Origin of the sequence: Flavobacterium frigidimaris, assembly GCF_002217275.1 — a bacterium.
Classification (GTDB): domain Bacteria; phylum Bacteroidota; class Bacteroidia; order Flavobacteriales; family Flavobacteriaceae; genus Flavobacterium; species Flavobacterium aquidurense.
In genome coordinates, this window is the sequence record NZ_MUGV01000006.1 from 1 (window position 1) to 16,782 (window position 16,782).

Here is a 16,782-nt window from a genome sequence, read left to right on the forward strand (position 1 = left end):
TTTCTCTTCTCTTTCTATTTCTAAAGTGTTTTGAGACATTGTTTATTTTTGGATTTTTGCAAAAATACACCTAAAAAACAGTTATTCATCTTATTTTAACGTAAAATAAATGATTTTTTTAAATAAGATTTTTTATGAGAAGTGTTTTTATAAGTCGATTTTATCTAAAATTGCCTCAAAATCATACTTATTTTTCCATTTCTGTTGAATAGTTTGCTGTTGAATTTCTAAAATCCGGGATTTAAATTCAGATAAAATTCCGTTAGAAATTATAAAATTTACAGCTTGTTCGAAAGAATTGAACATGCTTTTGTAGAATAATTCCTGCTTTATAAAATTTCCTGAAGAAAACGTTTGCGCTATTTCGATATTATACAACATCAAATCGGCAATAATAAAAGGATCAACTCCTAACACAATAAAATGTTTGATCATTTTTTGCGCTACAGAACGACGCATTTTTGCTTTTGGACGCCATTTTGCATTCGGTTTTTTAATCGGAAAATATTCGTGAGAAATCTTTGTTTTACTTTCCTGTAAAAGTTTGTCTTCTTTTGGATTAAAAACAAAATCGTAAAAGGTTTTTACCGGAACAAATTTCTCGTATAATTCGATAATTTGTTCTTCGAGTTGTTCCTTGTTTAATTCGGCTAAATATTTTTTTAAATCGCGCTTACTCATTATCAAAGTTTAAGAATACAAAAATAAATTAGTTTCCGGATTCATACCACAAAAACCAACGATAATACTTAATTTTGCTTGTATAAATTCAAAAAACAGATACATGCTCAAGATTTTCAAAGTTACTGCAATTTTAGAAGGAATCTCCTATTTAGTTTTATTCGCAAACATGCTTATTATTAAAAATAACAATCCGGAACTTTATCATACTATATTACGCCCGCTAGGAATGACGCATGGTGTATTGTTTATTGGATATATTATATTGGCATTTTTACTAAGAAAATCTCAAAATTGGGATTTAAAAACCTTTGGAATTATTTTGATAGCCTCTCTTATTCCGTTTGGAACTTTCTACATTGAGAAAAAATATTTAGAAAATAATGCATAAGCCTTTGGATAAAATATTTAACTTTTTATATCCGCTCTTTAGAGATTGGGGAATGAGCCGCAACTTTGCGTCTTATATCAGCCTTATCTTTAATATCGCCATTATGGTGGCTTTGGCTTTTGCCATTTATTATGTTGCAAAATTTGTGTTAGTTACTTTGACCGCCATTTTTGCACAAAAAACCAAAACAAAGTTTGACGACTATTTAATTCACAACAAAACCACAAAATACACGGCGTATTTAATTCCGTTTTTCTTTATTTATAAAGCCGTTCCAATAATTTTGGATCGATACGAATACTGGGAATCTTTGTTTGGAAAAATCGTTGGGATTTACATCGTTTTGATCAGTTTGTGGATCATTAGAACGATTTTTAATGCTTTACGTGATTACTTAAAGCAAAAACCAGAATACAGCGATAAACCAATCGATAGTTTCGTTCAGGTTATTATGATTGTGCTCTGGATTTTTGGAGTTGCGATGATTATTTCCACTTTATTCGGAATCAAGAAAGGCGAATTGCTCACTATTTTAGGAACACTTTCGGCAATTATTATCTTGATTTTCAGGGATACAATTTTAGGATTTGTTTCGAGTGTTCAGGTTGCCATTAACGATATGGTTCGTATTGGTGACTGGATTACGATGGATAAATTTGGTGCCGATGGAGATGTTATTGAAATCAATTTAACAACGGTAAAAGTTCGAAATTTTGATAATACAATAACTACGATTCCAACGTATGCCTTAAGTTCAGATTCTTTTCAGAATTGGCGCGGTATGCAAAAATCGGATGGAAGACGTATTAAAAGACATGTTTTGATTAAAAGCAGCAGCATTCGTTTTTTGAATGATGAAGATTTGAATCAGATGAAAAAGGTACAGCTGATTAGCACTTATATTGAAACCAGACAAGCTGAAATTGAGAAATATAACGATTTACGCGGCATTGATAAAACTCTGGCGTTAAACGGACGTAATATGACTAATTTAGGTTTGTATCGAAAATATATCATGCAATATTTGATCACACATCCAGGTTTGAATAAAGATATGCATATGATGTGTCGTCAACTACAATCGTCTGCACATGGTGTTCCTTTGGAAATTTATGCGTTTTCGAGTGATAAACGCTGGGCAAACTACGAATATATTATGGCTGATATTTTTGATCACATAATGGCTTCTGTAGAATATTTTGATTTAGAAATATTCGAATTGCCTTCAAAGATTGGTCGATTCGAGTAGGTTTATTTTGTTTCAGGTTGTTAGCCTTTGGACATAATTTAACTGCAAAGTTCGCAAGGTTTTTTCGCAAGGTTCGCAAAGACAGCTTTGCATTCATAGCGTAAATCTTAGCGAACTTTTCGGTTAAATTATGTTAAAGTAAAAAAAACTGAAACTAATTTTCAATCCTTTCGAAAACAAACTGAGAGTTGTTGTACTCTATAGGAACGTCTGGAAGAAAAAGCGGAAGATTAAAATAGGTTCCAATAACACCTTTCCCTAAAATCAGTTTATTATCCTTTTGCAATAAAGCGATTGGAGTTCTTTTCCAGCTTCCTCCATTTGAGATAAAATGAAAATCACCTCTAAGTGTGTCTCCATGCATGTCTCCTCTTACATCGCCTGAATCTTTTCCGATTTTATGATATAGTATTTCATAACGTCCGTAAAATCTTTTATCGTTTATTTTAAGGTCTAGAATTGCGGTGTCTTTGCCATTTACTGCTCGATAAAAAACATGATTGTATTTATCCTTTTCTTCTTTAGAATTGCAGGAAAATAAAAATGCAGAAAATAAACAAACGGTAAGAAAATTTTTAAGCGTCATCAATTGTTTTTTTAAGCCTGGTTAAAATGAAGTTATACTACTTACTATGTTGGGAAAAATTTATAAGCGATCTTTTACGAATTCGATTTGGGTTTTTCCGTGGGCTTTTGGTTTACCATCTTCATCCAGATTAACCATCGTGGTTTGATCGATTGTAATAATAATTTCACGTGTCATCATGTTTCGTACGGCACATTTTAAAACCAGTGATGTATTTCCGAATTTAACGACATCTATTCCAATTTCTACAATATCACCTTGGCGTGCAGAGCTTTTAAAATTGATTTCCGACATGTATTTAGTAACCACTCTGGTGTTTTCTAACTGAATAATGGTGTATAATGCCAGTTCTTCATCAATCCACGCTAATAATTTTCCGCCAAATAAAGTTCCGTTTGGATTTAAATCTTCGGGCTTAACCCACTTTCTGGTATGAAATCGCATAATTTTAATTTATAAGAATAAAAATAGATTTTTTGTATTGGAATTTTTTCTAAATTTAAAGAAAAAACATGGCAGATAGAGACACTTTTTTAAGAGAATTCAGAGGCGAAACTTTAGGAACTGTAAGTGCTCAATCTTCGGCAGATGAGTTGTTTCAAAATCAGACGATTAGGCCTATTTTAAAACTGCAAAATGATTTGTTTATTGCGGTGTTTGTCAACTATGTAAATAAAAACAAAGCCGATTTCTATTCGTACACCGTCGAAAAGAAACTCCAGGTCATAGAAAATTCCATTCAGAAAGACATTAAATTCAGAAATTCTTTAAAAGGAATTGTGATGGCACTTTTTACGATTGAAGAATATGAAACGTACATTCAAAATTCTTCAAGCTTAAACAAAAGAATGATGAATTTATTGATTGATCGCTTGAAAAGTCAGGTGCAGTTGTTTGAATTGGAATCGAATTCGAACTAGAGATTTATGTTAATAAAACCTTACCATTATTTGTACTATAGAACATATGAAGTCATTTTAAAAACTAATAAAACTTCTCCTGAATCATCTACAGCAAGATTTTTATCTATTTTGTTTCTAATTAATATAGGAAGCATATATCTATTTTTTTTTAAAGAATATAATAATATTATTTTTTTTGCCTTTTGTAGCATTGGTTTTGGTTTGTCCATTTATAATTTGAAATATTTTAATAACGCAAGAAGTAAATCAATTATTTATGAATTTAAAAATTTAAAAATAAATTTTGTTACTAGATTTTTAGTAGATAGCTACCCATACTTAACGTTTATAGTATTTTTTAATTCTTTGAAATTAAGTTACATTACTATGATTTATTATTTAGCACTATTAATATTATTTAAGTTGATTACTTATTTTTGGAATGCCTAGTTTGATATTGTTACTAATTAATCGTAATTATGCTTGACCAATTCCGAAATAAATTCCCTCTAAACGATTCAAAATGGATTGAATATACAAACCATTTCAATCGGCTTGAAGTTGCTGCAAAAACGATACTTCTGGAAGAAGGAGAAATCTCAAAAAAGCTTTTTATAATTGAAGAAGGATGTATCAGGGTTTGGTTTAATAATAACGGAAAAGATTTAACAACTCAGTTTTTCTTCGAAAATCAAAGTGTAGCTTCTATCGAAAGTTTCATGAAAAAAATACCAAGTCCGGTTGTTATGGAAACCATTGAACCTTCTGTTATTTGGTGGATCTCTAAAAATGATCTGGATAAAATTTTGGAAGAAATTAAAGAAATTCCAGAATTAAGAGATCGTTTCATCAACATGCTTTTTGAACGTACTTTTGATTATATGAAGCATTTTGTTTCCTTTATAAAAGACTCTCCTACTCAGCGTTATCTTAATTTAATTGAAGAAAGGCCTCAGGTGCTGCAGCGAGTGCCACAACATTATATTGCTTCGTATCTCGGAGTAAGCACTGTTCATTTAAGCCGAATCAAAAGTCAATTGCTTCACGCAAAATAATTGAATTTTACTAAATAACTTATATGATAAATTATAAGCCAAGTTTAAATGAGCTTATATAACTTATATGGTGGGAAATTTCATTTGATAACAAATGTTATCGTCGGCTCCTGTAATGCTCTCTAACTTTGCATGATAAAATTAAATAATTATGAAAGCAGCAGTAGTTTATAAAAGAGGCGAATCGCCAAAATATGCAGAATTTGCAGAACCAATTCCACAGAATGAAAATCAAATTTTACTTTTGGTCAAAGCCGTAGCCATTACCAATTTAGATAAAGGAAAAGCAAACGGTAAACATTATTCTTCGGAGAATCTCAGTGAAAACGGATTTGTTGTAAGCAGTGATGCCGTTGGTTTATTGGAAAACGGAACAAGAGTTTACGCTCGCGGAATAACCGGTACAATGGCAGAGAAAACAATTATTGATAAAAATATTTTGGTGCCATTACCAGAAGGAATTAGCAATACGATAGCGGCCGCAATGCCAAATGCAGTTGCAGGCTCTGCGATGGCACTTAAATTTAGAGCACGAATAAATCCGGGAGAAACTGTTTTGATAAACGGAGGAGCTGGTTTTACAGGACAAATGGCTATTCAGATTGCAAAGCATTACGGGGCAAAAAGAATAATTGTTACCGCAAGAAATGAAAAAACATTTCAAAAGCTTTTAGAATTAGGTGCTGACGAGATTATCTCACTAAAACAAGACGATGAAGTAATTAAAAAACAACTGAAGGGAATTCATCAGACTACATCAATTGATATTATTTTGGATTATTTGTGGGGACACACAGCAGAATTAATTCTTTCAGCCTTAAAAGGAAATGGCTCCTTTTCTCATAAAGTTCGTTATGTAAATATTGGGGGAATGACTGGTGATTCGATTCAATTGTCAGCTGGAATTTTGAGAAGCGTTGATCTTCAATTATCAGGTTCAGGTTTAGGAAGCTGGTCGAAAGAAGAAGTGAAATTACTATTTTCAGAAATACTTCCGGAAATGTTTCTTTTAGCTGCTCAAAACAAAATCAAAGTAAATATCGAAGAAGGTGATTTAACAGATATTGAAAAGATGTGGAATGCCGAAGTTTCAGATGGTAAACGTATAGTTATAAATATCTAATAAAAGAAAAATGGTTTGATAAGATCGTAATCGCATCAAACCATTTCTTTAAAATCTTAGTAATTTATTCTTTTGAAAGCATTAACTCTTTAATATATTTCACGGGAGCGCTTCCAAAACTCAGGAATTTTTCATGAAATTTTTTCAAATTAAATTTATCTCCTTCTTGTTTTTTAAGTTCTTCCCTTAAATTATAAATCTCAGTATATCCTGTGAAATAAGAACATAGTTGTACCTGAGATAAAGTTACGCGCTTCCACTTCCCTTCTGCCTCTGCTTGTTGCTGAAAAGCTTCTCTCGTTAACAAAATCATCGCTTCTTCCTTAGACATATCCTTAGTATGAACACTAATGTCTAGAATAGTATTGCAAGTTGTTCTTAAATTCCATTTATAGTACATCAACCACATTTCATCAGAGTTTTTGTAGCCACTTTCCAACATCATTTTTTCAGCGTAAACCGCCCAACCTTCTACCATGGCACCGTTTCCTAAAATTGATTTTATAATACTTGGCGACTGATTACTGTAAACCAATTGTGTATAATGTCCTGGAATCGCTTCGTGAATATTTAAAATTTGAAGAATATAGTCATTGTATTCACGCAGGTAACTTTCGGCATTTTCAGCCGTCCAGCCTGACATACTACCTACGTTATAATAGGTATTTGCATTCTTATCATAAGGCCCGGCTGCAGAAATCGAAGCTCCGGCTACACCTGCCATATAAGCTGGTTCCTTACGCACTACTAAAGGTTTTGATGGATCTATATATAATAAATCTTTGGCTTTAACGTAAGCAGCTAGTTCCGGAATTTGTTTCTCAATTTCTGACTGAAATCTCTCCGGAGTTGTATGTTGCAATGAAATTTTATCAATTACCTGTTTGATTAATTCCAGTTTGTCTGCTGGTTTAGGAGCATTTCCTTTGTATTTTTTCCAAAGTTTATCAGCCAAAACAAACATTTTATCGTGCAAATCATTTTTATGATCAACGGCAATCTTATAGATTTCATCAGCAGTGTAACTGGACTGAATGTCAAAATTGAATTTTTTGGCATATAAATCAGCACCTAATCTAAAAGAACGAGGGGTTTTATTCGGAAGGTTTTGTAGCCATTCTGCATAATCTTTAATCGCTTTTATTGAAACTTTTGCTTTGTCCTGTATTTCTTTTTTCTCAGCAGCACTCAATTTGCTTTTTGCCAGTGCCTCATTTAAATCGGCTTCAAAAACTGTAGAACCTCCAATGTTTTGTGCAATGGCAAGATCTGTATGTTCAATTGTTGGATTTTTAATATTCTTTTTGGCAGCTTCATAATAAGCTGGTATAGCATTCATTTTAGCATTAAAAGCACGCAAACGAACTTCTAATGAATCATAATTTCCATTTAAAATTTCTGCAAAAGAACCGCAAACATTGTATTCAGAAGGATTCCATTCAGACGATTTTAATTCTTTGATGCTAAATACCGATGCTTCCAGTTGATTTTTTATCATTTGAAAGTCAGTCTTATTATTGTCAGACAAACTTTCAATATCGTATTGCTTTAAAGAGTCTAATTGGGTATTGGCAAAATCAAGTTGTACTTTTGTTTCAGTAGCATCTGGAACTACCAAAATACTATCTAATTTATGATAGCCAACACCGGAAGCCCAACCTGGATTTATTTTCCATAACGAAGTAACAAATCCCTCCTTGTATTTGTCAAACTTCTGATCTAAAGCTTTATCGGTAGTTTTAGTGTTTTTATTACAGGAAAAAAGTAATGAAATGGTAAAAATGGAAACAAACAGTTTTTTCATAGGTTAGGTTTTTATGTTTTAAAGATAGAAAAAATGTTCATTCTGCAAAGCAATTTGATCTTTGTAATTAATATTTCAATAAATCAAACAAAACCTCTTCAAAACGATTTTTCGACAAAAATTGATCTTCTAATGCTTTTGTAAACGGAATTGGTGAATCTAAACTGGCTACTCTTTTTACAGGAGCATCCAGGTATTCAAAGCATTTCTCCATAATTAGAGCCGAAATATCGCTGGCAATTCCACCAAACATAGTGTCTTCCTGATAAATAATGACTTTTCCGGTCTTTCTTACTGAGGCAAAAATAGTTTCCGTATCTAAAGGCTGAAGTGTTCTTAAGTCTATTAAATCAGCATCAATTTCAGGATTTTTTTCCAGGGTTTCTAATGCCCAGTGAACAGGAGCGCCAAAAGCAATAATAGTTACTTTATTTCCTTCTTTTAAAACTGCTGCCTTTCCTAACGGAATAGTATAATAATCTGTTGGAACATCCTGATAAATACTTCTGTATAATTGCTTATGTTCAAAAAACAAAACCGGATTCGGATCATTTACCGAACTATTCAATAAACCTTTTGCATCATAAGGAAAAGCCGGATAGACAACTTTTAAACCTGGCGTTTTGGTGAACCAGGCCTCGTTTGTCTGAGAATGAAAAGGTCCCGCCTGAGTACCACCACCACAAGGCATACGAACTACGACATCGGCTTTTTCTCCCCAACGATAATGTGATTTTGCGAGTAAATTTACAATCGGATTAAATCCTGTCGAAACGAAATCAGCAAACTGCATTTCTACAATTGCTTTGTATCCATTAATTGACAATCCCATTCCTGCTGAAACTATTGCACTTTCGCAGATTGGTGTATTCCGAACTCTGTCCTTTCCAAAAAACTCAACAAAGCCATCTGTAATTTTAAAAGCACCACCATATTCGGCAATATCCTGACCCATAATAATCAGGTTTTTGTGCTTTTGCATGGACTGCTCCAAACTGTTTCTGATGGCATCAATAAATCGAATATTTTTAGTTTCTGATGAAGGTGTAACTTCTTCAAAAATAAAGGATTTATAGACATCATCTAATTCTCCACTATAAGTTGGTGCGATTTCAGGTTCAGCATTTGATATAGCTAAATTCTCCTCAATTTCCAGTTTAATTTCATCATGAAGCTGCTCATCAAATTCAGCTGTTAAAACGCCAATTTTTGTCAAATAATCACGGTAATTTGTTACTGGATCTTTTACAGCCCATTCGGCCATCAATTCCTGAGGAACATATTTAGTACCGCTCGCTTCTTCGTGCCCACGCATTCTAAAGGTTTTAAATTCTAATAAAATCGGATGCGGATCGTTTTGCATTTCTACTTTTAATTCTGAAAGTTTATTATACACTTCCAGAATATTATTTCCATCAATAATATGGCTTTCCATGCCATAACCAATTCCTTTGTCAGCCAGATTTGTACATTGATATTGCTCGTTTGTTGGCGTTGAAAGACCGTAACCGTTATTTTCAATAATAAACATAACAGGTAATTTCCATACGGCAGCAATATTTAAGGCTTCGTGAAAATCTCCTTCACTTGTAGCACCTTCACCTGTAAATACGGCAGTTATTTTTTTATTGTTTTGAAGTTTATCGGCTAAGGCGATTCCGTCTGCAACTCCTAATTGCGGCCCCAAATGCGAAATCATTCCTATAATTTTATATTCCTGAGTTCCAAAGTGAAAACTACGATCCCGACCTTTTGTAAAGCCATTTGCCTTTCCTTGCCACTGAGAAAACAGACGATGTAAAGGAATATCGCGTGTAGTGAAAACGCCTAAATTTCGGTGCATTGGCAAAACATATTCTGATGCATCCAAAACAGAGGTCACTCCTACCGCAATTGCTTCCTGTCCTATTCCAGAGAACCATTTTGATACTTTTCCCTGACGAATAAGGATTAACATCTTTTCTTCGATCAAACGGGGTTTGAGGAGTTGTTTGTATAATTCCAGCAATTTTGCATCAGTAAGGTCTTGTCTGTAAAAGATCATAAGGGGTTGGTTTTTAGTATTCCAAATATAGATATATATAACAATTTTATTTGTTTTTGTTATATATTTTTTATTTTAATATAACTTTTAAAATTCAATTCTAAAATATTCTCTACCTTTGTTATTGAAAGGTTTTACGACACCTTTCCTCTTAAAATAAAAAATGTAAAGTATGCAAAACATTCCTAGTGTAGACTTACGTGATTTCCTTTCGGACGACCCGAAACGTAAACAAAAATTTGTAAATGAAATCGGCAGTGCATTTGAAAACATTGGCTTCGTAGCCCTAAAAGGTCATTTTCTTGACGACCAGTTAGTAGACGAGCTTTATAGCGAAATTAGAAAATTTTTCGCTTTGCCAGTAGAAACTAAGCATAATTATGAAATTCCCGGTATTGGCGGACAAAGAGGTTATGTATCTTTTGGAAAAGAACATGCCAAAGGACGTAAAGAGGGAGATTTAAAAGAGTTTTGGCATTTTGGTCAATATGTTGATGCAGCTTCAAAATATGCTTCAGAATATCCGGACAATGTTGAAGTAAAAGAATTACCACGTTTTAATGTTGTTGGTAAAGAAGCGTACCAAATGCTTGAAAAAACAGGCGTTTATGTATTAAGAGCTTTGGCTTTGCATTTAGGTTTAGACGAGTTTTATTTTGATCAGTATGCTAAAGATGGAAACTCAATTTTAAGACCAATTCATTATCCTCCAATTACTTCTGAACCAGAAAACGCTATTCGCGCAGCTGCTCACGGTGATATCAACCTGATTACACTTTTAATGGGTGCTCAGGGAAAAGGACTTCAGGTTCAAAATCACGATGGAGAATGGATCGACGCTATTGCAGCAGATGACGAATTAGTAATTAATGTTGGTGATATGTTGTCAAGACATACCAATAACAAACTAAAATCAACAATTCATCAGGTAGTAAATCCGCCAAGAGAATTATGGGGAACATCTCGTTTTTCTGTGCCGTTTTTTATGCATCCTGTGAGTGATATGCGCTTAGATTGTTTAGAAAACTGTATTGATGCAGAAAATCCTAAGAAATTTGAAGATATTACAGCGGGCGATTATTTATACGAACGTTTAGTAGATTTAGGTTTAATTAAAAAATAAACTTTTAAATCACATTTTTTTAAATTCCAAATTCCAATGCAAACTTGGGATTTGGAATTTAATTTTTTACAACCTAAATTTATTGGAATTTATTTTTAGAATAAAAATTTATGGACTTACAAGATCAATTAAAAAACTTATTTCCGGATCACGTTGAATCAAATGAACCTGAAGAAATTCAGGAACAAGAGCACATGCTTTATGTTCAGAAAGAACCGATGATCTGCAAATTTGAAAAACGAAAAGGAAAAGCAACCACCATAATTGAAGGTTACGAAGGATCTGATGAAGATTTTAAAATTCTGGCAAAAGAAATTAAAACAAAACTTAGTGTTGGCGGAACTTTTAAAGACGATTCCATCATCATTCAGGGAGATTATCGCGACAAAATAATGGCGATTTTAAAAGAAAAAGGCTTTAAAACGAAGAGAGTTGGTGGATAAAATGTTTTTTTAGTTTCATGTTTCAAGTTTCAAGTTGTTCGTGAAGTTAGAAAACCTAAGAACCATAGCCACTCAGAACCTTAGCACCTTAAAAAAAATGATACAACAATCAGAATTAATACTAAATCCAGACGGAAGTGTTTACCACTTAAACCTACGTCCAGAACATATTGCACACGATATAATTTTTGTGGGAGATCAAAATCGAGTAGAGAAAATTACTCAGTTCTTTGATACTATTGAATATTCGACGCAAAAAAGAGAATTTAAAACGCAAACCGGAACTTATAAAGGGAAACGAATTTCTGTAATTTCAACCGGAATTGGTCCTGACAATATTGATATTGTTTTGAACGAATTAGATGCTTTGGTAAACATCAATTTAGAAACTCGTCAGCCAAAAGAACAATTAACTTCACTTAATATCATCAGAATTGGAACTTCGGGTTCTTTACACGCTGATATTCCTGTAGATAGTTTTGTAATGTCAAAATTCGGACTAGGATTAGACAATATGCTTCGCTCCTATTTAATTGATGCTGTTTCGCAGGATGCATTGGAAGATGCTTTTATAATGCATACCAATTGGGATATCCGAAAAGGAAGACCTTATGTAATTCCGTGTTCTGAAACATTAGAAAAAATTATTGAATCAGATAAAATGTTTAAGGGAATAACAGCAACTGCGGGTGGATTTTATGGTCCGCAAGGGCGCGTATTACGTTTGAATATTCAGGACGGGGAATTAAACAATAAAATGGATAGTTTCAATTTTGATGATCACAGAATCACCAATTTAGAAATGGAAACTGCTGCTATTTATGGACTTTCTGCACTTTTAGGTCATAATGCACTATCTTTAAATGCTATTATTGCAAATCGTGCTTCAGGAACTTTTAGTGAAGATCCTTACAAAGCTGTAGATGCGCTTATCGCCTATACATTGAATAAATTGGCTCAAAAGTAATTAAGGATTTATCAATTAGAAAATTAGATAATTCATGCAAAATGCTATTCTTAAATTTGATCAATTGTTGAATGAAAATTCAAATTATTTTCCAACAATTGATCCGGTTATATTAGAAGAAAGAAAACCTGGAAAATGGTCTAAAAAAGAAGTTTTAGGGCATTTAATTGATTCTGCCATTCATAATTTAGTTCGTTTTACAGAAATTAATTATGTAGCAAAACCTTATCGTCACAGACCTTACAATCAAATTGATTTAGTGAATTTAAATCAGTATCAAACAAAAGATATTAATGAGCTAAACCAATTATGGCTTTCGTTAAACAAACAAATCATACGAATTATGAAATCTGTTGATGAAGAAGCTTTAGATTATAAAATTATCTTAAGCGATGATTCAGTTATTGATTTAAGATTTCTGATGACAGATTACGTAGAACATTTAGAACATCATATAAATCAAATTAGATCATAGATTATGTTTTTAAGAGTTGCACGACATACTAATGATTTACAGAGAATCGAAAATTTTTATATTGATATTCTCGGTTTTGAACGATTAGGAGGTTTTCAGAATCACAATAATTACAATGGTGTTTTTATTGGGAAATCGGGTTTGGACTGGCATTTTGAATTTACACAATCTGACTCAAAAGCCAAGCATACTTTTGATGAAGAAGATGTAATTGTGCTTTATCCGAAAACAATTTTAGATTATAATAAATTGGAAGATAAGCTTGTACGTAATAACATTTCAATAATAACTGCAATTAACCCATTTTGGAATGAAAATGGAAAAATGTTTCAGGATCCTGACGGATATCGAATTGTTATATCACCGTTGAAAGCAATAATTGACGAAATAATTAGATAATTAGTCAATTAGAAAATTAGATAATTTAGGTTATCGCCAAAAAAATGAAGCTTAAAAGAATTACAAAATTAAATAATGGCAGAGACGCATAAAAAAATCCTATTTAGATATTATAGTGATTTATTAGAAGATACGGTTGTAGAAACCATGTGGGCAGAAATTATTGATTTAGAAAAGGGATATTTTAAATTAGATAACATTCCGTTTTTTGGACCTTTAATTGCAACGGATGACATTTTCTTTGCAGAATTTGATGAAGATGAACAGCAGCTGACATATAGAAAAACTATAGAAACTTCTGGAAACTCAATTGTTCAGGTCATAATTTTAGAAAAAGGTTTTGACAAGGAAATTATAAGGGAAAAGCTCACAGAAGTTAATTGCGAATCTGAAGGCATGAATGAAACGCTCTTTGCCGTCGAAATAACGGCAGAAATTGATTATTCGGTTGTTAAAAACATCTTGAATGAGTATGTAGAGCTTGAGGTTATTGATTTTGGAGAACCTTGTCTTTCAGAAAAACACAGAACAGACTTATTAAAAAACTAAACAAACTTAAAATACGCATACCAAACATCTTAACTTAAACTTAAACTAATGAAAACTGTAAAAATTGTAGGTGTTCCCGAACACTTCAATTTGCCATGGCAACTATGCATTGAAAATGGCGAATTTGAAGCAGAAAATATTGATTTACAATGGAAGAATATTCCTGAAGGTACAGGAAAAATGTGTCAGATGTTGCGTGATGGTGAAGCTGATATTGCCGTTATTTTGACCGAAGGTATTGTGAAGGATATTGTAGCAGGGAATCCAAGTAAAATTGTTCAAATTTATGTGCAATCTCCTTTAATTTGGGGAATTCACGTTGCTGCGAAATCGGATTTTCAGACTGTTAAAGATCTTGAAAATAAAAAAGTAGCAATTTCCAGATTAGGCTCAGGTTCACAATTGATGGCATATGTAAATGCACATGAACAAGGCTGGGAAACAGATGATTTGCAATTTGAAATTATAAATACAATTGATGGTGCTGTTGAAGCTTTGACAAACGAAACAGCCGATTATTTTATGTGGGAACGTTTTATGACAAAACCGCTTGTTGATAAAGGTATTTTTAGACGTGTCGGCGACTGCCCTACTCCATGGCCTTCCTTTGTAATTACAGTTCGTGATGAATTTTTGAAAAAAAATCCAAAGGTTGTAGAGAAAATCCTTGAAATCATCAACAAAACAACGCATGATTTTGCACAGATTCCGGATATTGATAAAACTCTTGCGGATCTTTTCAATCAAAAAACCGAAGATATCCAGGAATGGCTGAAGTTAACACAATGGTCTCAAAAACATTTAAGTGAAAAAGCATTCGATAAAATTCAAAATCAATTATTTGATCTGGGAATTATTGATAAAAAAAGTACTTTTGTTGAAACGGTAAAAGCGCTGTAGAAACTGCTTTTAATTCTTATGATGAAATTCCCTAAAATCGACTTTCCGCAATTAAAATCCAAATTACAGGTGAAATCACCTTGGGATAGGATTATTATTATGCTGTTGAGTCTTTTAATTACCATTCCGGTTTTCATTATTCTGCATCAAAATTTAATCGATCTGAAATGGGCATTCAATTTAGATCGTGTTTTTATTTTTATAATCGTTTTTGCCGCAATTTTCTTTTTTTTAATGTTGCTGCGAACGATTATTATTTTGTGTATTGCTTTGTATCTCCTGGTTTTATTCTACGGAACGGTAATTGGGAATTATGGTTTCAATGAAATTTCGGAAGATTACAATTCGATGATTTATACCATGTCTGATAATCCATATCCGCAAGATATTATTGCAGCAAAACTGCTTCCTTTTCCAAATAAATCCAAAATTATCAACGCTATAGAATATCAAAATCCGAAAGTTCGCAATTTTGCTATTATGGCCACAACCAAGCATTTTAAAAACGTAAAAGGATATTCAGATTACAGAACTATTATTCAGTGTTTTGCTGTTTTTAAAGAGATTAATGGTCGCTGGAATTATGTCAACGATCCTAAGGAAGGAGATTATATTGCCACTGCCAGCGAATCACTGGCTTATTTTTCGGGGGATTGTGATGATCACTCTATTTTAATGGCTGCTGCTGTACGTTCTATTGGGGGAACCCCAAGACTTATACATACAAAAGGACACATTTATCCTGAAATTCTAATTGGCTCTTTAATTGATTTGGAAAAGGTCAATTATCTAATTAAAAATGTGCTTTTCGTAAAAGAAAGTTATGGCAAAAAAATCCATTATCATATAGATGATCGTGGTCAGGTATGGATGAATCTTGACTATACTGCAACTTATCCCGGTGGACCATTTTTGTATGAAGAGATTTTAGGAGCCCTTACGTTAAACTAGGTTTTTAGAAGATAAAAGTAGTCTGAAATAATTATTTAAAAATCACTAAGAGACTAATTATTAGATATTTTCCTAAAAAAAAATAAATCGAATATATTTTTTTTGTAACTTTTCATGTTTAATTTTTAATCTCAAAACCATGAAAAAATCTAAATTATTTATCCTCGGAATTACATTGTTGACATTATTAATGATTTCATGCCACAGTAAAAGAAATAAATTGGTGAATTCCTGGAAAATAACAGCTGTTGAAAGTAATCACGTCGCACTTTCGGATTCAGCAAAACATGTTATTTTAACATCCGGAAATCTAACTTTTACAGAAGATGGACATGTAACAGGATTCTTACTGCAGCCCATTACAAATGGTACTTATGCATTGACAAAAGGAGGTAAAAGTTTAGTTATTAAAGACGAAACTGGTACACCGTTTCCAAGCGAAAGCACTATAACTGATGATGAGCTGATATTAAAATTAAAAGAAGTAAAAATTACACTAAAGAAAATTTAAGTACAAAATCCATTTTACAGCAATTTAAAATAAAAGAATAACATACCACAACATACAATAAGCTCCTGAATAACTTAGTTATTAGGAGCTTATTTCTGTTTATAAACGAGACATTTTATCGTAAATTTGAGTTCTGTCAGTTTAAATAAAAAAGATGCTTCAAATCGTTGAAAAAAATAAAAATCACATAACCGATTTACAAAGAATATTTCTGGAAGTCCGCCAAAAAACATTTTACTGGCTGGATACTCATAATTATAAGCTTACCGATTTTGATTCTGAAACGGAAGCTGAGTTTGTTCTCGTAGCGATTTATAATGATAAAGTTGCCGGATTTATTTCGTTATGGCTTCGGGGCAATTTTATACATCACTTTTACATTGATGATGAATATCAGCAGCATAAAATTGGATCCAAATTACTTGAAGAGGCTATTCAAATAATGAAAGCTCCTATTACATTAAAATGTTTAGAAAGGAATACCAGAGCTGTTGAATTTTATAAAAACAAAGGTTTTGTGATCACAGAAAAAGGAGTTTCAGATCATGGCGACTATCTTTTATTTACGCTTCATAATAAAGAATAAAACTTAAAAAGCCCTAAAAACTAAATTGTTCTTAGGGCTTTTT

Annotated in this window: 21 protein-coding genes; 15 read left to right on the plus strand and 6 right to left on the minus strand. The window is 32.5% G+C overall.

From position 1 onward, the window contains the following. Positions 1-147 precede the first annotated feature (147 nt). Positions 148-681: a DUF6155 family protein gene (locus B0A65_RS02395; RefSeq protein WP_074661332.1), complete on the minus strand. Its 534-nt coding sequence runs from the start codon at positions 679-681 to the stop codon at positions 148-150. A 103-nt stretch (positions 682-784) separates the two neighbouring features. Between B0A65_RS02395 and B0A65_RS02400 the strand changes: the two genes are divergently transcribed. Both B0A65_RS02400 and B0A65_RS02405 read left to right on the plus strand, forming a co-directional pair. Then, positions 785-1,072, plus strand: a complete 288-nt coding sequence (locus B0A65_RS02400; RefSeq protein ID WP_074661335.1) for a DUF3817 domain-containing protein — start codon at positions 785-787, stop codon at positions 1,070-1,072. After that, the gene (locus tag B0A65_RS02405) at positions 1,065-2,321 is read left to right on the plus strand and encodes a mechanosensitive ion channel family protein (RefSeq protein WP_074661338.1); all 1,257 of its coding nucleotides are present in this window, start codon (positions 1,065-1,067) and stop codon (positions 2,319-2,321) included. The genes B0A65_RS02400 and B0A65_RS02405 overlap by 8 nt, the downstream gene beginning before the upstream one ends. 154 nt (positions 2,322-2,475) lie before the next feature. Here B0A65_RS02405 and B0A65_RS02410 read toward each other — a convergent pair whose 3' ends face one another. Both B0A65_RS02410 and B0A65_RS02415 read right to left on the minus strand, forming a co-directional pair. Then, a complete protein-coding gene (locus tag B0A65_RS02410; RefSeq protein ID WP_074661341.1) occupies positions 2,476-2,907 on the minus strand; it encodes a hypothetical protein in 432 nt (143 codons plus the stop codon). A 60-nt stretch (positions 2,908-2,967) separates the two neighbouring features. After that, on the minus strand, positions 2,968-3,351 hold the full coding sequence (locus B0A65_RS02415) for an acyl-CoA thioesterase (RefSeq protein ID WP_026985105.1): 384 nt from the start codon (positions 3,349-3,351) through the stop codon (positions 2,968-2,970). A gap of 68 nt (positions 3,352-3,419) precedes the next feature. Here B0A65_RS02415 and B0A65_RS02420 point away from each other — a divergent pair, with 68 nt between their 5' ends. After that, positions 3,420-3,827: a glyoxalase gene (locus B0A65_RS02420; RefSeq protein ID WP_074661348.1), complete on the plus strand. Its 408-nt coding sequence runs from the start codon at positions 3,420-3,422 to the stop codon at positions 3,825-3,827. A gap of 35 nt (positions 3,828-3,862) precedes the next feature. Here B0A65_RS02420 and B0A65_RS23225 read toward each other — a convergent pair whose 3' ends face one another. After that, positions 3,863-4,039: a hypothetical protein gene (locus B0A65_RS23225; protein ID WP_207556402.1), complete on the minus strand. Its 177-nt coding sequence runs from the start codon at positions 4,037-4,039 to the stop codon at positions 3,863-3,865. A 249-nt stretch (positions 4,040-4,288) separates the two neighbouring features. Here B0A65_RS23225 and B0A65_RS02425 point away from each other — a divergent pair, with 249 nt between their 5' ends. Both B0A65_RS02425 and B0A65_RS02430 read left to right on the plus strand, forming a co-directional pair. Further along, on the plus strand, positions 4,289-4,864 hold the full coding sequence (locus B0A65_RS02425) for a Crp/Fnr family transcriptional regulator (RefSeq protein ID WP_074661351.1): 576 nt from the start codon (positions 4,289-4,291) through the stop codon (positions 4,862-4,864). Between the two features lie 151 nt (positions 4,865-5,015). Further along, positions 5,016-5,987 (plus strand): quinone oxidoreductase family protein, encoded by a 972-nt coding sequence (locus B0A65_RS02430; RefSeq protein ID WP_074661354.1) that lies wholly within the window; start codon positions 5,016-5,018, stop codon positions 5,985-5,987. Between the two features lie 64 nt (positions 5,988-6,051). On the opposite strand, the gene B0A65_RS02435 is transcribed toward B0A65_RS02430, so the two are convergent. Further along, complete coding sequence (locus B0A65_RS02435) at positions 6,052-7,791, minus strand: DUF885 domain-containing protein (RefSeq protein WP_074661358.1); 1,740 nt, start codon at positions 7,789-7,791, stop codon at positions 6,052-6,054. A gap of 67 nt (positions 7,792-7,858) precedes the next feature. Then, entirely contained in the window at positions 7,859-9,835 is a 1,977-nt protein-coding gene (locus tag B0A65_RS02440; protein ID WP_074661362.1) for an alpha-ketoacid dehydrogenase subunit alpha/beta, read from the minus strand. Between the two features lie 172 nt (positions 9,836-10,007). On the opposite strand from B0A65_RS02440, the gene B0A65_RS02445 reads away from it, so the two are divergent. From B0A65_RS02445 to B0A65_RS02490, 10 genes are all read left to right on the plus strand, one after another. Continuing rightward, on the plus strand, positions 10,008-10,958 hold the full coding sequence (locus B0A65_RS02445; protein ID WP_074661365.1) for an isopenicillin N synthase family dioxygenase: 951 nt from the start codon (positions 10,008-10,010) through the stop codon (positions 10,956-10,958). Positions 10,959-11,068: 110 nt separating this feature from the next. Then, on the plus strand, positions 11,069-11,401 hold the full coding sequence (locus B0A65_RS02450) for a translation initiation factor (protein WP_074661369.1): 333 nt from the start codon (positions 11,069-11,071) through the stop codon (positions 11,399-11,401). 97 nt (positions 11,402-11,498) lie between these two features. Then, positions 11,499-12,368, plus strand: a complete 870-nt coding sequence (locus tag B0A65_RS02455; RefSeq protein ID WP_074661373.1) for a nucleoside phosphorylase — start codon at positions 11,499-11,501, stop codon at positions 12,366-12,368. Between the two features lie 34 nt (positions 12,369-12,402). Then, positions 12,403-12,843, plus strand: coding sequence for a DinB family protein (locus B0A65_RS02460; RefSeq protein ID WP_074661376.1), 441 nt, complete (start codon positions 12,403-12,405; stop codon positions 12,841-12,843). 3 nt (positions 12,844-12,846) lie between these two features. Then, entirely contained in the window at positions 12,847-13,242 is a 396-nt protein-coding gene (locus B0A65_RS02465; RefSeq protein WP_074661380.1) for a VOC family protein, read from the plus strand. 75 nt (positions 13,243-13,317) lie between these two features. Beyond that, positions 13,318-13,791, plus strand: coding sequence for a DUF4265 domain-containing protein (locus B0A65_RS02470; protein WP_074661384.1), 474 nt, complete (start codon positions 13,318-13,320; stop codon positions 13,789-13,791). Positions 13,792-13,839: 48 nt separating this feature from the next. Then, positions 13,840-14,691: a substrate-binding domain-containing protein gene (locus tag B0A65_RS02475; protein WP_074661389.1), complete on the plus strand. Its 852-nt coding sequence runs from the start codon at positions 13,840-13,842 to the stop codon at positions 14,689-14,691. A gap of 18 nt (positions 14,692-14,709) precedes the next feature. Further along, positions 14,710-15,642 (plus strand): transglutaminase, encoded by a 933-nt coding sequence (locus tag B0A65_RS02480; protein ID WP_074661393.1) that lies wholly within the window; start codon positions 14,710-14,712, stop codon positions 15,640-15,642. Between the two features lie 139 nt (positions 15,643-15,781). Then, on the plus strand, positions 15,782-16,153 hold the full coding sequence (locus tag B0A65_RS02485; protein ID WP_074661396.1) for a hypothetical protein: 372 nt from the start codon (positions 15,782-15,784) through the stop codon (positions 16,151-16,153). 154 nt (positions 16,154-16,307) lie between these two features. Further along, a complete protein-coding gene (locus B0A65_RS02490) occupies positions 16,308-16,739 on the plus strand; it encodes a GNAT family N-acetyltransferase (protein WP_074661400.1) in 432 nt (143 codons plus the stop codon). Positions 16,740-16,782 lie beyond the last annotated feature (43 nt).